Source organism: Sphingobium sp. SA2 (genome assembly GCF_032227065.1).
Taxonomy (GTDB): Bacteria; Pseudomonadota; Alphaproteobacteria; order Sphingomonadales; family Sphingomonadaceae; genus Sphingobium.
This window is the reverse complement of the sequence record NZ_JAPMXX010000001.1, coordinates 441,192-459,198: the sequence shown is the minus strand read 5'-3', so window position 1 is coordinate 459,198 and position 18,007 is coordinate 441,192. Positions and strand designations below refer to the sequence as shown.

Below are 18,007 nucleotides of genomic sequence, written 5' to 3'. Positions count from 1 at the left end.
CAATACGTAATCGCCTAAGCGGCCAAATCGGCGTACCCGGTCGCTCGGCCGGGATCAGCCAAGGTCGTTCGCAACCGTAAGGCCCTGGGCCTGCGCCGGTCGATGCGCGGTAAGCAATTCGATCGCGCCGGTGATGGTCAAGAGCCGAAACGTCTCGGCCACATGCCTGAAGCCGGCCGCCGCGATCAGGCCGGGGAGCACGCCGTCGGCGTTGGGTCGGGTATCATCGATGCCATCGAGTCGCTGCACGGTCAGGCGAAAGGCGAGCCGCATGAGACCGTGCTGGCGGCCATAATCTGCGATCACCAGGCGGCCACCCGGGCGCAGCATGGCGAACATGGCGCGCAGGGTTGCCGCCTTCTCCCTGACCGGCATCTGATGCAGCACGAGACTCGATACGACAGCGTCGGCGGTGCCCGGGGCCACGTCCCTGGCAAATCCCTGACGCCAGTCGATATCGGCCTGCCGCGCAGCGGCCTTGTGCCGCGCGATGTCGAGCGCCTCGGCATCGGGATCGAGACCGATCACCTGCGTCCTGGGCTCGGCTTGCTTGAGCATCAGCGCGAAGCTGCCGGTGCCACAGCCGACGTCGACGACCGTCTCACCGGCTTTGGGCGCCAGGGCGGCGAGCATGGCGGCACGCCACCGCTTCTCCCGCGTCCACAGGCGGATCGCGCGATCATAGTCTTTCGTCGATCCGGTCCCGAGCGGCGGGGTGTAGGATTGCATTGGCATCTCCCAACGCGAGGCGTCCGAAACGATAAGCTACATCGACATGGGCGGCGATAGTGTCCCCAGCCAGGCGACGAGCCCGAGAATGACGATCGCAAGCCCGCCTTCGACGAAGAGGCTCGCGCGCAACAGCGCCTGCGCCCGTGGCGCGTCCTCTTCCTCGATCGCCTGCGCAAGTGCCGGGGTCAGGCGATAACGGTTGAGCGCGGCCAGGCCCAGCATGCCGGCGAACAGCAGCAGCTTGGCGATGAGCAGCAGGCCGTAGGTCGACTGCCCGAGCGAGGCGATGTTGCCCGGACCGACGAGGAACCAGCCGTTCACCGTCCCGGTCAGGATCAGCAGGGCGACGATGATCGTGCCGACGAGGGAGAAGCCCCGCAACGCTTCCTCGGCGAGCGTGACCCGGTCCATGTCTTGAGCGGCGAGATCGTCGGTTGCGAGCCTGGGAAGTACCAGCGCGAGGAATGCGGCAAGCGCGCCGACCCAGGCGCCGGCGGCGAGCAGATGGATGAGATCGGCCCCCAGTTGCAGCCAGCCCGCCTCGCCTTCGCCAGCCGCGCCATGCCCACTCCAGGCGAGGGTCGCGAGTGCGACCGCGCCTGCCAGAGTGGAGGCGATGAAGGCAGGACGGGATTGCCGGCGATAGAAGGGGATGCAGAGCAGAAGAACGAGGAGCGCGACGAGGCGCGCCTTCAGCGCCGTTCCCATGGAAGTGCCGTTGAACAGCTCTGCGACCATGGAAAGATCAGGCTGGGCGAGTGGCAGCCCGGTCATCGCCGCAGCCTGCAACGCGAACCCCAGCGCCGACAGCAGGAGGGCGAGACAGGCGAGACCGGCCACCATTGCCGCCATCGGCAGATGCCGCTGCACCATCCGGCCGCCGCCGGGCGCATAGAGCGCGAACAGCGGCAGGCCGAACAGCAGGCCGAGATCGACGTAGAGCGCCCAGCGGACGGCGACGAGTGCCACGTCGTTCATGGCGTCACTTGACGGTAAAGGCGAGATTGCCCTGGATGCGGTGCGTGTCGGTCGAGACGACGTGCCAGGCGACCTGATAGCTGCCCGCCATGAGCGGCTTGGCGAGCGTCAGCACGAGCGTCTTGTCGCCTTCGACGGACGTCTTGAAGCCGGTTACCGCCATGCGGTGGTTGGGCATGCCGGGCATGCCGGTCATCACGATCTCGGCGCCCGACAGCTTCGGCATCAGACCTTCACTGAAGGTGAGCGTTATACGCGACGGCGCCGGGACGCTGGCGTTGGCGGCGGGCGTCGAGGACACGAGCTTGGGATGGGCGTAGGCCGGAGCAGAAACACTCAGGCCGACGGCGGCGATGGCTGCGAGCGGCGAAAAGAAGCGCATTTGGACATTCTCCTGTCAGTGACATGAGAGAATACGCAGCCGCGACCTGCACCCCTCGCAATTTTCTTTTTGTTCCCGGACAAGGGTTAGAAGACCACCCTGCGTATTGAGAAGAGAAGACGGAGAAACATCATGGACCACCTCGACGACATGCTCAGCCGGTTGCGGGAAGCCCCCCTCGATCCCCGGCTTGCCGGGCTGGACAGCCGCGTCATGGCCGAGATCGCCCGGCTCCAGGCCATGCCGCGCCTGAGCGCCACGACCTTCGGTGTCGCAGCCGCGGTCGCGCTCTTCATCGGCATCGCCGGTTCCGCGGTGCCAGTGCGTTCGGCAGATGCTGCGGCATCGCCCTTCGACGCGCGGCTCGCGCTCGCTCCTTCGACGCTGCTGAGCGCGCAATGATGCGCGATCGCCGCGGCCTTCTCCTTCTCGTGCTGCTGACGTTTGTTGCGGCAGTAGCGGGGGTCGTGATCGGCCGGCTCTATGTCGTGCCGGCGCCCCCTGTCGAGAATGAGCTGCACGACCTGCTCCATCGCGATCTCAAGCTGGATAGCGCGCAACATGCACGGCTCGAGGCTATCGAAGCCCGCTACGCCATCCGCCGACAGGCCCTGGAAGCGGAACTGCGCGCCGACAATGCATGGCTCGCGCAGGCCATCAGGTCGGAACATGGCTATGGGCCTCAGGTCTCCGCCGCCGTCGACCGGTCACACCAGGCGATGGGCGCGCTGCAGAAGGAAACGCTCGAGCATATCTTCGCGATGCGTGCGGTGCTCCGCCCCGACCAGACGGTGAAGTTCGACGACGCCGTCGTGAAAGCGCTGACGGCCGAGAAAAAATGACGCTCCACCTCCCCGACTGCTCGGACGGGGAGCTTGCGGCTCTGGCGCTGGGGGGCCGGCAAGCGGCCTATGGCGAGCTGGTCCGCCGGCATCAGGGCTGGGTACACCGTCTCGTGCGCAGCCATGTCGGTAGCCCCGACGAGGCGCTCGACGTCACTCAGGCGAGCTTCGTGGCCGCCTTTTCCGCGCTCAGCCGCTATGATGGGACGCGGCCCTTCCCGGTCTGGATGTCGCGGATCGTCATCAACAAATGCCACGACTGGCGCCGTCGCCGTGCGGTCCGCAATTTCTTTTCCTTCGCCCTTCCTCTGGGCGAAGCCGAACATATCGTCGACGACGCCCCCTCGGCCGACCGCGCCCTGGATGCCGAACAGCAACTCGCCGAGGCGATGACGGCGATCGCCGCCCTGCCCGCCTCGCTCAAGGACACGCTCATCCTGCGGACGATCGACGAGAAATCGGAAGCCGAAACCGCCGAGATCCTCGGCATCTCCCAGAAGGCCGTCGAGACCCGCCTCTACCGCGCCCGGGCGCGCCTCGCGGAAAGTTTGAAGAAAGTTTGAGGGGCAGGCGGGTGGGCTGCGTATTTCCAATAGGTCCGCCCTCTTTCTGCAAGCTGAGACAAACCGAATGATTTCTGCCCTCGACCGCCGCCAGTTCCTTCGCGGCGCGGCCCTCGCCGGTGGTGGCGCCGCATTATCAGCCTGGCTGCCTGCCTGGGCGCAGACCATCTCGCCGGGGATGCGACCGACGCTACCGACCGTGTCGGGCGAAGACATCACGCTGACCATCGCCCGGCAGTCGATGAGCATCGACGGGCGCCAGTTCCGCGCAATCGGTCTCAACGGCACGGTCCCCGCCCCGCTGATCCGGCTGCGCGAAGGCCAGCGCGTGCGGCTCAACGTCGTCAATCAACTCGAGGAGGACAGCTCGATCCACTGGCACGGGCTGATCCTGCCGGCCAATATGGACGGCGTGCCGGGCGTGTCTTTTCCGGGCATCAAGCCGGGATCGAACTACCTCTACCAGTTCCCCGTCGTGCAAAGCGGCACCTACTGGTATCACAGCCATTCGGGCCTGCAGGAGCAGGAAGGCCATTACGGCCCGATCATCATCGACCCCGCCGGTGCCGATCCGGTCGCCTATGACCGCGAGCATGTCATCGTGCTCGCCGATCACAGCGCACTCTCGCCGCAGGCGATCTTCCGGCGTCTCAAGGTCAACCCCGGCCATTTCAACTTCCAGCGCCAGACGCTGGCCGGGCTGCTCTCGGGCAAGGACCAGCCACTCAAGGACCGGCTCGACTGGGGCCAGATGCGGATGGACCCCGCCGACATCTCCGATGTCACCGGATCGACCTACACCTATCTCGTCAATGGCCATGGTCCGATGGACAACTGGACCGCGCTCTTCACCCCGGGCGAGCGGGTGCGGCTGCGCGTCATCAATGCGTCGGCGATGACCACCTTCAACGTCCGCGTACCCGGCCTGCCGCTCAGCATCGTCCAGGCCGACGGGCAGAATGTGGTGCCCGTCACCGTCGACGAGTTCCAGATCGGTGTCGCCGAGACCTACGACGTCGTTGTCAGCCCAGGCGAGGACAAGGCCTATACTCTTGTCGGCGAGGCCATCGACCGCTCGGGTATGGCGCGTGCCACGCTCGCGCCGCGCGCCGGCATGGCTGGCGAGGTGCCTCCCTTACGCAAACGGCCGCTCGCCGACATGAAGGACATGGGCATGGACATGTCCTCGATGCCGGGCATGGAAGGCATGGACATGTCGGGCGGCGCTATGCGGGGCGTCGATCCGACGGCCGAGAAGAACGCGTCCGCGCGCCTCGCGACCGGCGCGGCGGCAGCGATGGCGACCATGGACAACAGCGCCATGGCGGGCATGGACCATTCGGGGATGGATCATTCCGCGATGAGCGGGATGGATCATGGATCGATGGCCGGCATGGACCACGGCGCGATGGGCGCCGATGGCCAGATGGCGGGCATGGATCATGGCGGGCACGCGATGGGTTCGATGAAGATGCGCGACTTCTCGAACGCGCCGCAGGTGAAGCGCGATCCGAGCGTCCAGACCATCTCGCCGATGCCCGTCGACCGCACCGGCGAGCCCGGCCAGGGCCTCACCGACGTCGGCCACAAGGTGCTCGTCTACAAGGATCTGATGGCGCTCGAGCGCAATCCAGACGTGCGCGCGCCGAGCCGCAGCATCGACATCCACCTCACCGGCAACATGGAGCGGTTCATGTGGTCGTTCGACGGCGAGAAAATGTCGGACCATCACGAGCCGATCCCGTTCATCGAAGGCGAGCGGGTGCGCGTCAATCTCATCAACGACACGATGATGGGGCATCCGATCCACATCCACGGCCATTTCTTCGAGCTGGTGACCGGGCATGGCGACCATGCGCCGCGCAAGCACACCGTCATCGTCCAGCCCGGCGGCAAGGTGAGCTGGGACTTCACCGCCGACGCGGTCGGGGACTGGGCCTTCCACTGCCATCTCCTCTACCACATGCATGCAGGGATGATGCGGGTCGTGAGCGTGCGTCCGAAGGGAGACGCGCAATGACCCGCATCCTCACGCCGCTGGTGAGCGCGATCGCCCTTCTCGCCGCCGCACCCGCCTTTGCCCAGGATCATTCGATGCACGACATGCCCGGCATGGCGCCGCCGGGCGGGGCGCGGCCGGCGCAGGAGAAAAAGAAGGACAAGGCCGCCGCGCCGCGCCCCAAGCCCACTGCCAGGCCGCGCGCTCAGAAGCCAGCGCCGGACACCATGCCGGCAATGGACCATTCGCAGCACCAGACCACTCCCGCGGCGCAAGCAAATGCGGCCGGTCAGCCGCAATCCACGTCTCCCGCAATGCCGGAGATGCCGGGCATGGACCACTCCCAGCATCAGGACGGCGCGATGCCCGACATGCCCGGGATGGACCATGCGCAGCATGGCCAGACAGCGACGCCGGGAACGCCCGCCATGCCCGGCATGCAAATGACCGGCACCGCACTTCCGGCCGGCAATGCGCCCCCGCCGCCGCCCCCAGGCGACCACTTCGCCGATCGGGATTTTCCCGGCGGCGAGATGGCGCGCTCGCGCGACATCATGATGAAGGACAGCGGCGGCAACAATTTCGGGCAGGTGCTGCTCAACCTGTTCGAGTATCAGGCGCATAGCGGCCGCGATGGCTATCGCTGGGATGGCGAAGGCTTTTACGGCGGCGACATCAACCGCCTCTGGCTCAAGAGCGAGGGCGAAGGCGAGTTCGGCCGCGGCATCGACAGCGCCGAGGTGCAGGTGCTCTACAGCCGGGCCATCGACCCCTATTTCAATCTTCAGGGCGGTATCCGCCAGGACTTCGGCCGCGGGCCCGACCGCACCTACGCGACGATCGGCGTCGAGGGCCTGGCTCCTGGCATGTTCGAGGTCGAAGGCGCGCTGTTCCTCTCGACCAAGGGCGATGTTCTGGGCCGGGTCGAGGGCTATTACGACCAGCGCATCACCCAGCGCCTGATCTTGCAGCCGCGCGCCGAGGTCAATTTCGCCGCGCAGGATATTCCGGAGAACGACATCGGTTCGGGGCTGGTCAACATAGAGCTCGGCGCGCGCCTGCGCTACGAATTCAGCCGCCAGTTCGCACCTTACATCGGCGTTTCCTATCTGCGCAAAGCCGGAGACACGGCGCGGCTGTCGAGGCTTGCGGGCGAGGACGTCCATGCCACCAGCTTCGTCGCCGGCGTTCGCTTCTGGTTTTAGCATCAGGACGGCTGATGGCGGGGGCGAACAAGAGAGCGGGGCGTTACACTCATACCCAGGTCGGCCGGCGCCGAGCGAAGGAGATACGCCATGGACCATTCGTCCCACATGAACACCCGGAAGATGGGTGCCTATTGGAGCCTTGCCGTTCAGACCGTCATCAGCGGCGTCATCATGTATCTGGTGATGTTCGTCATGATCGACGGGCTCGACAGCTTCTACAACAACCTCAACATGCTCTACATGACGCTGATGATGGTCGCACCGATGGTGGTGCTGATGATCCTCGCCATGCGACACATGTTCGTGTCGAAGGCCGCCAACATCGCGCTGATCGCCGCGTCGCTGGTCGCCTTCTTCGGCAGCTTTGCACTCATCCGCACCCAGACCACGATCGGCGACACGGCCTTTCTGCGCTCGATGATCCCGCATCATTCCGGGGCGATCCTGATGTGCCAGGAAGCAAAGCTCAGCGATCCGGAAGTCATCCGGCTTTGCGAAGCGATCAAGCGCTCGCAGCGGCAGGAAATCGACGAGATGAAGGCCATACTCGCGCGGCGCTGAGTGGCACGGTCGGGCTACGCCCGGATACGTGCGCCCGGCCAGGTATGTGAGCCGGCCGATGGTCGACACGAGGCGCGGGGCGGACGAGATTGCCAGGGAGGTGGTGCGGCTTGCGCCGTTGTTCCTGCGACAGGCTGGCGGCCATGTCCTGACGCTGCTCGATCCTGCCGGGATCGTGCTGAGCTATAATGAAGAAGGCGAGCGTGCCGAATGCTGGCCGCTCGATCGCGTTCTGGGACAGCCCCACGACCTGTTCTACCCGCCTGACGAGATTGCGGCGCGTCGTCCAGGCGCAGACCTGGCGGCCGCCCTTCACGAGGGCACGCTGGAGCGCGAAGCGTGGCGGGTCTGCGAGAACGGAGCGGAGTATCTCGCGCGCCTGACGATCAGCGCCCTGTTCGAAGGCGACGCACATCGAGGCTTTGCCTGCATCAGTCGCGATGTCACCGACGAGGCGGCGGTCCGGGCGTCAATCGAGACCCGCGAGCAGCATCTCCAGTCGATCCTGGCGACCGTCCCCGATGCGATGATCATCATCGACGAGACCGGCGACATCACGTCGTTCAGCGCGGCCGCCCAACGCCTGTTCGGCTATTCGGAAACCGAGCTCGTCGGCCGCAACGTCTCCTGCCTGATGCCCCAGCCCGATCGCGACCGGCATGACGAATATATCGCGCATTATCTCCAGACCGGCGAGCGCCGGATCATCGGCCTCGGCCGCATCGTGGTCGGCCAGCGCCGCGACGGCTCGACCTTCCCGATGCAGCTGTCGGTTGGCGAGGCCGGTGAAGACGGGCAGCGGTTGTTCACCGGCTTCATCCGGGATCTCACCGCCAAGGAGCAGGATGAGCTCAGGCTCAAGGAACTGCAGGCAGAGCTGGTCCATGTCTCCCGGCTGAGCGCGATGGGCACGATGGCCTCGACCCTCGCGCATGAGCTCAACCAGCCGCTTGCCGCAGTCGCGCTCTATCTCGAGACGATCCGCGACATGCTCGACGAGCGGGACGACGAACCCTTCGTGTCGCTACGGTCGGTGATGGATGATGCGGCACAGGAAACGCTGCGGGCCGGCCATATCGTCCGGCGCCTGCGCGATTTCGTCGCCCGCGGCGAGGTCGACAAGAGCCTCCACGATCTGCCGCAGGTTGTCGCCGAGGCGAGCGAGCTCGCGCTGGTCGGTGCACGCGAGCGCGGCATCCGCAGCTTCTTCGCGGTCGATCCCGCCGCGACGCCGGTTCTCGTCGACAGGGTGCAGATCCAGCAGGTGCTGGTCAACCTGATGCGCAACGCCATCGAGGCGATGGCGGCGTGTCCTGTTCGCGACCTCAAGGTAGCGACCAGGTTGCGCCCTGACGGGCTGATCGAGGTGACCGTGGAGGATACCGGCCCCGGCATCGCCGACGAGGTCCGGGAGCAGCTCTTCACGGCGTTCAAGTCGACAAAGGCCGACGGCATGGGCCTCGGCCTTTCGATCTGCCGGACCATCATCGAAGCGCATGGGGGCCGTATCTGGATGGAGCGCCCCGACCGCGGCGGCGCGCGCTTTCATTTTACCTTGATCCATGCGCGGGCGGAGGAGGAACATGGGGGATAGACGCGTCATCCATCTGGTCGACGACGAGGAGAGCATCCGCAAGGCGGCGAGCTTTGCGCTCAAGACCGCGGGCTACGACGTCGTGACCTATGCCTCGGGCGTGGAGTTTCTCAAGGAGGCGAAGTCGGCGGCCGTCGGCTGCGTCATCCTCGACGTGCGCATGCCCGAGATGGACGGTCTCGAGATTCAGGCCGCCATGGCAGCACGCGGGGTCAATATGCCGGTCATCGTCCTGACCGGCCATGGCGACGTGTCGGTTGCGGTGCAGGCCATGAAAGGCGGCGCGGTCGACTTTCTCGAGAAGCCCTTCGAGAAAGCCGCCCTGCTCGGCGCCGTCAGCCGCGCGTTCGCGCGTCTCGACGATGTCGACCTTCGCACTCTGGAAACCTCTGAAGCCGGCGTGCGGGTCGCTGCACTGACGCCCCGGGAGCGTGAAGTGCTGGAAGGGCTGGCGAACGGCCTGCCCAATAAGACGATCGCCTATGACCTGGGCTGTTCATCGCGAACGGTCGAGGTCCATCGCGCGAGCCTGATGGCCAAGCTCGAGGTCCGCAATTTGTCCGAAGCCCTGCGGATCGCCTTTGCCGCGGGCATGGGCCGCAAGCCGAAGTGACTGCGACCTCTACGTAGCGACGGGACGAGGCGCGATATGCGATCGATGGTGCAATCGTCACACGGGTGTCCGCTTCTCGCAATGCCATCGGTCCGTTCCACTCAGCATGATGGCAGATACACCATCCTCGTCTCCGACGACGATCCCGGCGTGCGGCGTGGCCTCCAGCTGCTGCTGAGATCGCGCGGCTATGCCGTGTGGGGATATACGACCGGCCACGCGCTGTTGGCCGACCCCCGCGCGAAGGAGGCAGACTGCGTCATCCTCGACTATCGCATGCCCGACATCGACGGATTCGCGATGCTGCGTCACCTTCGCGAGATCGGATGGTCGGGACGCGCGATCATGATCTCAGGCTTTCATGACACGCTGCTGGCCTCGCGGGCCGCTGAGGCGGGCTTCGATCATGTTCTCGCAAAGCCGCTGATCGGCAGGGCTTTGCTCGAAGCGTTGGACCGGCACCGCATCGAGACGCTTCGAAAGCATTGAATTGTGGCGGCCGGCCCCCGGCAGCCTCAGCCCGGCGCGATGTGGAAAGCCGATCTGCGCCGTCAAAGCCAGTGGCTACGTTTGAACCGGATGTAGAGCCCAATGCAGACCGCAGCGATGACGCCGAGGATGACGAAATATCCCCATTGCGTCTTCAGTTCGGGCATATTCTCGAAATTCATGCCGTAGATTCCGGCAATCGCGGTAGGCACCGCGAGGATCGCAGCCCGGGCGGCAAGCTAACGGGTGATCGCACCTTGGCGCTGCTGTTCGAGCAGGTGACTCGCCTCGAACACCGAGATCAGGATGTCGCGGATGCCGGTGATGGCGCTCTCAACCCTGAGCATGTGATCGTCGAGCTTCGAAATCTGGTGGCCGTTGTCGGCACCTTCCATGGCAAGCGGGTGAAGGCCGTAATTCCCGGCGATGTCGGCAAGTTCTGTTTCGCTGGGCTGGGACATTTTGATCCACACGAAGTCATCCTTGCCGACGTGCTCGCACGCCGGATCGATCAGGGTCGCCGGCCGTAGCCGTTTGCCATTGTGACAAAGAACGGCGGCGGCGACCGGAAGCCGTGTGCCTCGCCTATTGAGACGCGCGCACAAACACTCGTCATTCTTCAAGCCCAATCGCAGGAAGAAGAAGGCGGCGCGCAGCAATTCGAGCGAGAGCTTATAGAAAATGCGGCGGAGCGTTGGGTTTCGCAGAAGGCCGCTCCCGTTCATGACGCGCGTGGCTGGGCGGCGCGCTGCCACATCAAGGGCACGCAGACTGCGAAGGTCTGCGCACCCTTGATTGGCGACCGCGAGGGTTTTCCTCTCTTGCGATGGTACCAAGCGATTGCCCGTGTGGCGCCTCTGCAATCGTGTCGGATGACTATACCTAAGTATCGGATAACGGCGCTGACGACAGGGTTGCCGGGCCCCGGTGAGGCGCGTCGCACCGCGCGGAGACGAAAGCTGGAAGACGGAAAAGCTCAACTGTCGAAAGCGACCGAGCGCGCGAGCGCTTCCTGGGACTGCAGAAAGGCGAGCCGCGATTGCAGCGCCGCCTGGACAACGCCGAAAGCGTCACCCCCCAGAGTCACGCGCAGCGGCGGATGGTCGCTGGTTGCGACATCAACGATCGCTTGCGCGATCTTTTGCGGGTCGAGCGTGTAGAGCTCGTTTCCGGCGGTCTCGAACATCTTGCGGATATGGCCGGCGGGCGTATCGCGATACGCGGCGATCTCGCTGGCGAATTGCAGATTGTGGCTGAAGCTGGTGCGCGCCCCGCCCGGCTCGATCAGTGTCACGAACAGGTTGAAGGGTTCAAGCTCCTGGCGGAGGCATTCGCTGAAGCCCTCCAGGCCCCATTTGGCCACATGATAGAGACTGCTCGTCGGAAGCGAGCCCTGACCACTAGCGCTGGAGATCTGGATGATCCGGCCGCTCCCGCGCAGCCGCATGGCGGGGACAAAGGCGCGGGTGATGTGGATGGGCGCCATGAGATTGAGCGCGATCTGGCCTTCGACCTCGGCGTCCGACATCTCTTCGGTGGCGCCGATCACGCCGCCGCCGGCGTTGTTGACCAGAATATCGACGGGTCGACGCGCCTGCGCCCGGGCCACGACCGCAGCAATATCGTCCTTGACCGTGACGTCGAGCGCTTCGACGCGCAGCTGGCTCGGATATTTCGCCGCGAGATCATCGAGGCTTTCGGGCTTGCGGGCCGTCGCGGTAAGGTCGTCGCCAGCGGCCAGGATCAGTTCGGCCAGATGGCGGCCGATGCCGCTGGACGCGCCCGTGAGAAACCAGTGATTGGACATATGTTACTCCATATATTACCAACTGGTAGGTAACTTGAAACCTGGAATGCGTCAATGCTTGGAGGTGTGATGAAGCAACGAACCCGGCGGAATGCCGCACAGAGCCGCGAGACGCTCCTGGCTGCAGCGACCGAGGAGTTCGCGTCCCATGGGCTGGCGGGCGCGCGGATCGACCGGATTGCGCAGGCGGCGGGTATCAGCAAGCCGATGCTCTACACCTATTTCGGGGACAAGGAGGCGCTCTTCGATGCCGCGCTGACGCAGGAAGTGATGGACGCGGCGCAGGCCGATCGCTTCGATCCCAATGATCTTGAGGGTTATGCGGGGCGCACCTATGACTTGCTGGTCGAACGCCCGCGCCTGTGGAGGCTGCTGACCTGGCATCATTTGGAGCGTGGCCAGGATGTTCTGATGCTCCCGGCCGGCGAGGTCCTTCTCGGGGAGAAGCTGGACGGGATCGCAGCGGCGCAGGCCGAGGGGCGGATCGTCGCCGACTTCACGCCCCTGGATGTCGTCCGGCTTGTCGCCGCCCTCACCCAGCTCTGGTGCATGACCGGAGCTGCACGCGACGCTGCCGAGCACGCGGCGCGCCGGGCGACGATCATGCGGGCGGTGGGGCGACTGCTGCGCGTGTGATCGTGCGAGGCGCGAGCTGCACGCCCGCGCGCCGACCGGGACACAGCAAGCATTTTTCGCAACCTGCCGTACTGCCCAGCGGCAAAATCAGGGCGGCTCATGCACAAGCCGGCCCGTCGGCTCCGCGGATGCGATCGACGTTCGAGGACTGCGCCGCCACTGCCGAACCGGATTGGATCATCGCCAAGTGACCCAGTGGCTGCGCGACGATCTCAGGTCGCCGGACTCGTCGCACGACGTTTCGTCAGGAGTCGTTTCATCTGCCTCAAAAGGCGAACCTGCGGCTCAATCCGGAAGAAGGCGCGACACATCCAGGAAACGAGGATCAAATGCGGTCCGCATCGGTATTACTTTCCCTGGCGCGTGCAAGCTCAGCAAAGGACTAATGTTCCCGGAGCATCTCTAGCGCTATACCTAGGTATATCACGCCGACACCAATAACATGTGATCATGCCGCTTCGCATTCTTGCCGGCCAAATGTCCCGATCATCAAATCGAAGCGTGCGAGGCTGTATTACGATATGATATTCTATCTCCTATCTCAGCAGCTTTGCAAATGAGCGCTCGCAAAAATATCTCTTCAGTCATGAGGGTTCGACGTCTGGCGTGCGCATTATAGCTATATCTATATCTAAATTTCACGAGAATAAGGTATTGGAAAAACAGGAAAAATACTGTTGACCTGTATATACAACTGATGTTGTCTGTGGCTGTTCTAAAACGTCAGGGGGATTGCACATGACCATCAGGATGGCCCTGCTCGGCAGCGCCGCCATCGTCGCGGGCTACGCCGCGCCGGCTCTCGCTCAGGCCGATCCGACACCGCAGCCAAAAGCACAAGTCCTGGGGGATGACAGCGACATCGTCGTTACCGGCTCACGAATCCGTCGGCAGGATCTGGCCGGGGTTGGACCGGCCACCGTGGTCACCGCCGAGCAGATCCAAAATACCGGCATCGTCAATATCGAAACCGCCTTGCAGCGTTTGCCGGCCAATGCCGGCTTCGCGGGCAACCAGACATCGGCCTACTGGACCAACAACGGTTATGGCACTGCTCAGGTCAATCTGCGCGGCCTCGGCATCAAGCGCACACTCGTGCTCCTCAACGGCCGACGCCTCGTCGCGGGCGGCACCGGCGCCAATTCCTCACCCGATCTCAACATGATCCCGGTCGTGGCGCTGGCACGCACCGATGTCCTCAAGGATGGCGCGTCCGCTATCTACGGGGCCGATGCCATGGCCGGCGTGGTCAACCTTGTCACGCGCACCGATTATGAAGGCCTGGGTCTCAGCGTCCGACAAGGCATTACCGAGCGCGGCGACGGCTCCGATCTCACCGCGGACCTACTTTGGGGCATTCGCAACGATCGTGGCGGGTTCATGGCAGCAGTCACCTACCAGAAGACCAGCGCCGTCAACATGGCCTCGCGTGCGCCCTGCTCGCTCGCTGAAACGACGCCGGGCTCGCTGAGCTGCGTCAACAGCGCCTCGACGATCGGCGGACGCGCGGTGCTGCCCAACGGCCAACAGATCAACTTCAACCAGGTACCCGGAGGGAACGGGAACTTCTACGAGCCTTACAGTCCCGCCAAGCACAACTTCAACTCGAACCCGTTTCTCAATGCGGTCAGCCCAGTCGAGCGCGTCAGCACGGCCTTCTTCGCGGACTATGCGCTGACCGACGGTATCCAGGCGTTCGGCGAGTTCCTCTATACGTTCCGCAAGTCGAATCAGATCGCGACACCCGGCACGCTGCGCAATCTCTCGATACCAGCCAGCAATCCGACCAATCCGACCGGCCAGAACCTGGTCCTGGCCCAGCGCCGCCTCGCCGAACCCGGCGCGCGCCACTTCTTCCAGGAGACCGATACCTGGCAAGGCACCTTCGGGCTGCGCGGCAAGCTGGCGAACGACTGGGCCTGGGAAGTCGCGGGCAGCTTCGGGCGTAACACGGCCGTCGACGGCTCGACCAACATCGCCAATCTCGAGCGCGTCGCGAACACGCTCGACAGGAGCAAATGCTCCAGCACGGCGGGCGCGGCCATCCCCTGCGGTGACTATCTTGGGTTCGGAGACCTGACACCTCAGGTTCTGGATTATATTCTGTTCACCTCGCGCGATCGCGGAGGCAACGAACTCGGCACGGTCACGGCTGACCTCAACGGCGATCTCTTCTCCCTTCCAGCCGGCGCGGTGTCCTTCGCCACCGGCGTGGTCTATCGGCGCGAAAAAGGCTGGCGCGATCCCGACCCGTTGACGGTGCTCGGCGTGGCGAACGTCAATCAGCAGGATCCTATTTCGGGCTCGAGCACCGCCAAGGAAGCCTATCTCGAGCTATCGGTGCCGGTGCTTGCCAACACAGCTTTCGCCAAGGCGCTCACGCTCGATGGCGCAGTCCGCTACTCAGACTATAATCTCTTCGGGAGCGACTGGAATTACAAGCTCAGTGCCGACTGGGTAGTCAATGACAGCATCCGTCTGCGCGGCACTTATGGGACGGGCTTTCGCATTCCCAACGTGCCGGAGCTTTTCGGCGGCGTCTCGGAAGGCAATCTGACCACGACCGATCCCTGCTCGCGCTACACCTCCAGCGGCAACGTGACCTTGATCGCCAATTGTCAGGCGTCCGGTGTGCCGGCCAACTATACGCAGCTCGGCACCACGATCCTCACCACAGTGGGCGGTAACCAGAGCCTTCGGCCCGAAAGCTCCACGACCTGGACCGTTGGTACGGTGATATCGCCGCGCGGCATCATCCCAGGGTTGTCGCTGACGGCAGACTGGTTCGACATCAAGATCAAGGACGCGATCCGGGCCATTCCCGGCTCGACCAAGCTCGCAGTCTGCTATGCGAGCCAGAACCTGTCGCACCCGTTCTGCAGCGACTTTACGCGCAGCGCGCTGACCGGCGAGGTCACTTACCTCTCCGCCCAGCCCATCAACACCGGCCGCGAGGAGATGAATGGTCTCGATCTGGGTCTGGTGTACAGTGGTGCGGTGGGCGAGGTGAAGATCTCCTTGGATCTCAACATGACCTATCTCAACAAATATGTCGTAAACCCCTTCCCCGGCGGCGCGCCGATCTATTTCGACGGGTTTATCGGGGGCGGCAATGGCGGCTATCCGAAATGGCGTGGTTATGGCGTGCTGACGGCGGAAAAGGACGGCATCAGCGCGACCTGGTCGACACAATGGATCGGCAAGGCGACCGACTTCAACGCATCGGCCGGCGACATCGGCTACCGCACGCCGAACGTCTTCTACCACAATCTTCAGCTTGCCTTCGCGATCGACGAGAAGACACGTTTCCAGATCGGGGCCGATAATCTGTTCGACCGCAAGGCGCCCTATATCCAGAGCTTCACCGATGCCAACACCGACACGATGACCTATGATCTGCTCGGACGGCGCTTCTACGCCGGCTTCCGAACCGCGTTCTGAAGGGCAGCACATGGCAATTCGCTGGCCTTTGGTCATCCGCCGGACGCACAAGTGGCTGGCCCTGATCGTCGGCGTCCAGGTTCTGCTCTGGACGCTGACCGGCTTCTATATGGTGGCCGTCCATATCGACATCATCCATGGCGACGATCTGGTCCGCCCACCGGTCGTCGCCCCCATCGACCTTGCGAGCTTCGTCCCGCCGGCGCGGATTGTTCAATCGGCTCCCGACGCGTCCGAGATCCGCCTGCAACGGTTCATGGATCAGCCCGTCTGGCGCGCGCAAACCCCGGGTGGTCCAAGACTCTTCGATGCAGGTTCGGGACAGCCCATCCCCGATTTGAGCGAGGCACAAATCCGCGCCGCCGCTCGGCGCATCTACAGCGGCACCGGGGACATCGTCGCAGCCCGGCTGCTGACGACGGCGCCACTGGAAATGCAGGCGCGCAAGCCTCCCTATTGGCAGGTCGAATTCGATGCCTGGAACCGGCCAACCCTGTATCTCTCTCCGCAGACCGGTGAGCTGATCTCGCGCCGCCATGCGCTGTGGCGCGTGTTCGATTTCGCGTGGATGCTGCACATCATGGACTATGACGATCGCTCCGACGTCAACAATCCGCTGCTGCGCGTGGCGACCTGGAGTGCCCTTGCCATGGCGCTGGCCGGGGCTTGGCTGCTGCTTTGGTCGTTCCCGCGGCGCAGGAAGAAGAAGGCATGAAGAAAATCCGGTTCACCCCGCTCTTTTTTCGGCGCATCCACAAATGGGTCGGCCTGATCCTGGGCGTGCAGTTTCTCCTTTGGGCTCTGAGCGGCTCGATGATGGCCTTGCTCGATCAGGAGAAGGTCGGCGGACACAGTGCGCAGGCCAGCCATCAGCACGCCCTACCTGCCGGTGACTATATTGCGCCGGCAAAGCTCGCTCTTGATGGTCCCGTGCTCGGCATCGCCTTGCGGTCCCTTGCCACACGCCCCGTCTACGAGCTTCGATCCACCACGGGCACGCGGCTAATCGACGCGACGAGCGGCGCCCCGGTTCGGGTCGACGAGCAGGTCGCGCGCGACGTCGCGACGATGGTGAATGAAGCACCGATCCGCAAGGCAACGTTGCTCGCCGAACCGAATGTGGAAGCGCGCGAGCACGAAGGCACCATGTGGCGACTGGATTTCGCGGACGCAGAGAACAGCAGCGCCTACATCTCCGCCGACACCGGCCGATTCCTGGTCATGCGCGGCGACACATGGCGCACCTGGGATTTCTTCTGGATGCTCCACAATATGGACTATGTGAACCGCACCAGCTTCAATCACCCGCTGATCGTCTTCGTTGCGTTCGGTACTTTGTGGCTGTCGGGGACGGGCTTCTACCTGCTGTTTAAGAGCTTCAGTCGCGCCGACGTGCGATGGTTGCGGCGCAGGCGCAAATCGGCCGTCAAGTTGGGCGCGGGCTGATCGCTAGGTCCCAACAGAAAAAGCCGCCGATAGCTCGAACCGATTGCCCGGGTGCGTGAGCCAAGCGTGCGATACGAGACGTCCGCGACTCCAGGTTCTGCGCGTCATCATTAGCACTGGTTCTCCTTCAGCGAGGCCCAGCATTGTTCGCATGGCTGTATCCGGCATCGCCGCGCACACCCGGTGCTCTACTCGCTCGAGCGGGGCAACACGTGTCAGATATTCATTCGGCGTCGAGGCGCTGAAATCCCTCTCTCCGTAGCGTGGCGCAGCAGATGCCAGCACAAAGCGCTCCTCGACCTGAATTGGGAATTCGGTCTCGTGATGGACGATAAGCGAATGGAAGAGGCGCGTGCCCAAGCCGACTTCCAGCAGAGCTGCCCTTTCCGCATCAGCCCGTATCTCGATATTATAAATGACGCGCGCGCGATAGGCGTGGCCCCTGCCGCGCACCTCCTCCGCGATGTTGCGGATCTCGATCAGCTGCCCGATCGGCCGGGGCTCGGCGACAAAGCTGCCCCGCCCCGCCCGCCGTACCACGACACCGGCCGATTGCAGTTCCCGCAACGCCCGGTTTGCGGTCATGCGCGAGACTTTGAACGTCTCGACGAGCTCGGCCTCTGACGGCGTCTGGTCGCCGGGCTTCAGGCGACCTTCCCGGATGTCCTCGAAAATGCTGTCTTTGATCGCCACATAGCGAGGTTGCTTCTCCGCAC

General features: G+C 64.2%; 18 protein-coding genes and 1 pseudogene. 13 read left to right on the top strand and 6 right to left on the bottom strand.

From position 1 onward, the window contains the following. Positions 1–54 precede the first annotated feature (54 nt). The 3 genes from OVY48_RS02340 to copC are packed head-to-tail and all read right to left on the bottom strand — an operon-like array spanning position 55 to position 2,092. On the bottom strand, positions 55–729 hold the full coding sequence (locus OVY48_RS02340) for a class I SAM-dependent methyltransferase (RefSeq protein WP_020820524.1): 675 nt from the start codon (positions 727–729) through the stop codon (positions 55–57). A 36-nt stretch (positions 730–765) separates the two neighbouring features. Beyond that, the gene (copD, locus tag OVY48_RS02335; protein WP_313921750.1) at positions 766–1,710 is read right to left on the bottom strand and encodes a copper homeostasis membrane protein CopD; all 945 of its coding nucleotides are present in this window, start codon (positions 1,708–1,710) and stop codon (positions 766–768) included. Positions 1,711–1,714: 4 nt separating this feature from the next. Then, entirely contained in the window at positions 1,715–2,092 is a 378-nt protein-coding gene (gene copC / locus OVY48_RS02330; RefSeq protein ID WP_007406420.1) for a copper homeostasis periplasmic binding protein CopC, read from the bottom strand. A gap of 132 nt (positions 2,093–2,224) precedes the next feature. Here copC and OVY48_RS02325 point away from each other — a divergent pair, with 132 nt between their 5' ends. From OVY48_RS02325 to OVY48_RS02285, 9 genes are all read left to right on the top strand, one after another. Continuing rightward, positions 2,225–2,494 carry a hypothetical protein gene (locus tag OVY48_RS02325; protein ID WP_037447996.1) on the top strand — a complete coding sequence of 90 codons (270 nt, stop codon included), beginning with the start codon at positions 2,225–2,227 and terminating at the stop codon, positions 2,492–2,494. Then, a complete protein-coding gene (locus tag OVY48_RS02320; protein ID WP_026109207.1) occupies positions 2,494–2,934 on the top strand; it encodes a periplasmic heavy metal sensor in 441 nt (146 codons plus the stop codon). The genes OVY48_RS02325 and OVY48_RS02320 overlap by 1 nt, the downstream gene beginning before the upstream one ends. Beyond that, positions 2,931–3,497: an RNA polymerase sigma factor gene (locus OVY48_RS02315; protein ID WP_017501305.1), complete on the top strand. Its 567-nt coding sequence runs from the start codon at positions 2,931–2,933 to the stop codon at positions 3,495–3,497. The genes OVY48_RS02320 and OVY48_RS02315 overlap by 4 nt, the downstream gene beginning before the upstream one ends. 67 nt (positions 3,498–3,564) lie before the next feature. Then, a complete protein-coding gene (locus OVY48_RS02310) occupies positions 3,565–5,517 on the top strand; it encodes a copper resistance system multicopper oxidase (RefSeq protein WP_015449251.1) in 1,953 nt (650 codons plus the stop codon). Further along, positions 5,514–6,701, top strand: a complete 1,188-nt coding sequence (locus OVY48_RS02305; protein ID WP_015449252.1) for a copper resistance protein B — start codon at positions 5,514–5,516, stop codon at positions 6,699–6,701. Before OVY48_RS02310 ends, OVY48_RS02305 begins: the two co-directional genes overlap by 4 nt. A gap of 90 nt (positions 6,702–6,791) precedes the next feature. Then, the gene (locus OVY48_RS02300) at positions 6,792–7,265 is read left to right on the top strand and encodes a DUF305 domain-containing protein (protein WP_015449253.1); all 474 of its coding nucleotides are present in this window, start codon (positions 6,792–6,794) and stop codon (positions 7,263–7,265) included. 58 nt (positions 7,266–7,323) lie between these two features. Beyond that, positions 7,324–8,859: a PAS domain S-box protein gene (locus OVY48_RS02295; RefSeq protein WP_313921748.1), complete on the top strand. Its 1,536-nt coding sequence runs from the start codon at positions 7,324–7,326 to the stop codon at positions 8,857–8,859. After that, on the top strand, positions 8,849–9,472 hold the full coding sequence (locus tag OVY48_RS02290; RefSeq protein ID WP_015449255.1) for a response regulator transcription factor: 624 nt from the start codon (positions 8,849–8,851) through the stop codon (positions 9,470–9,472). The genes OVY48_RS02295 and OVY48_RS02290 overlap by 11 nt, the downstream gene beginning before the upstream one ends. Positions 9,473–9,553: 81 nt before the next feature. Further along, on the top strand, positions 9,554–9,961 hold the full coding sequence (locus OVY48_RS02285) for a response regulator (RefSeq protein WP_016743851.1): 408 nt from the start codon (positions 9,554–9,556) through the stop codon (positions 9,959–9,961). Positions 9,962–10,023: 62 nt separating this feature from the next. On the opposite strand, the pseudogene OVY48_RS23825 reads toward OVY48_RS02285, so the two are convergent. Both OVY48_RS23825 and OVY48_RS02270 read right to left on the bottom strand, forming a co-directional pair. Continuing rightward, positions 10,024–10,314 (bottom strand): annotated as a pseudogene (locus OVY48_RS23825) (CorA family divalent cation transporter); the annotation flags it as partial. 623 nt (positions 10,315–10,937) lie between these two features. Beyond that, positions 10,938–11,768, bottom strand: a complete 831-nt coding sequence (locus tag OVY48_RS02270; RefSeq protein ID WP_037479754.1) for an SDR family oxidoreductase — start codon at positions 11,766–11,768, stop codon at positions 10,938–10,940. Between the two features lie 69 nt (positions 11,769–11,837). Here OVY48_RS02270 and OVY48_RS02265 point away from each other — a divergent pair, with 69 nt between their 5' ends. The 4 genes from OVY48_RS02265 (at position 11,838) to OVY48_RS02250 (ending at position 17,291) form a co-directional block, all read left to right on the top strand. After that, on the top strand, positions 11,838–12,404 hold the full coding sequence (locus OVY48_RS02265; protein WP_015449258.1) for a TetR family transcriptional regulator: 567 nt from the start codon (positions 11,838–11,840) through the stop codon (positions 12,402–12,404). Between the two features lie 738 nt (positions 12,405–13,142). Beyond that, entirely contained in the window at positions 13,143–15,845 is a 2,703-nt protein-coding gene (locus OVY48_RS02260) for a TonB-dependent receptor domain-containing protein (RefSeq protein WP_015449259.1), read from the top strand. A 10-nt stretch (positions 15,846–15,855) separates the two neighbouring features. Next, complete coding sequence (locus OVY48_RS02255; RefSeq protein ID WP_004213138.1) at positions 15,856–16,560, top strand: PepSY domain-containing protein; 705 nt, start codon at positions 15,856–15,858, stop codon at positions 16,558–16,560. Then, complete coding sequence (locus OVY48_RS02250) at positions 16,557–17,291, top strand: PepSY domain-containing protein (RefSeq protein ID WP_004213137.1); 735 nt, start codon at positions 16,557–16,559, stop codon at positions 17,289–17,291. Before OVY48_RS02255 ends, OVY48_RS02250 begins: the two co-directional genes overlap by 4 nt. Before the next feature lie 3 nt (positions 17,292–17,294). Here the strand turns inward: OVY48_RS02250 and hutC are convergent, their stop codons facing one another. After that, on the bottom strand, positions 17,295–17,984 hold the full coding sequence (gene hutC / locus OVY48_RS02245; protein WP_230588639.1) for a histidine utilization repressor: 690 nt from the start codon (positions 17,982–17,984) through the stop codon (positions 17,295–17,297). Positions 17,985–18,007: the final 23 nt, after the last annotated feature.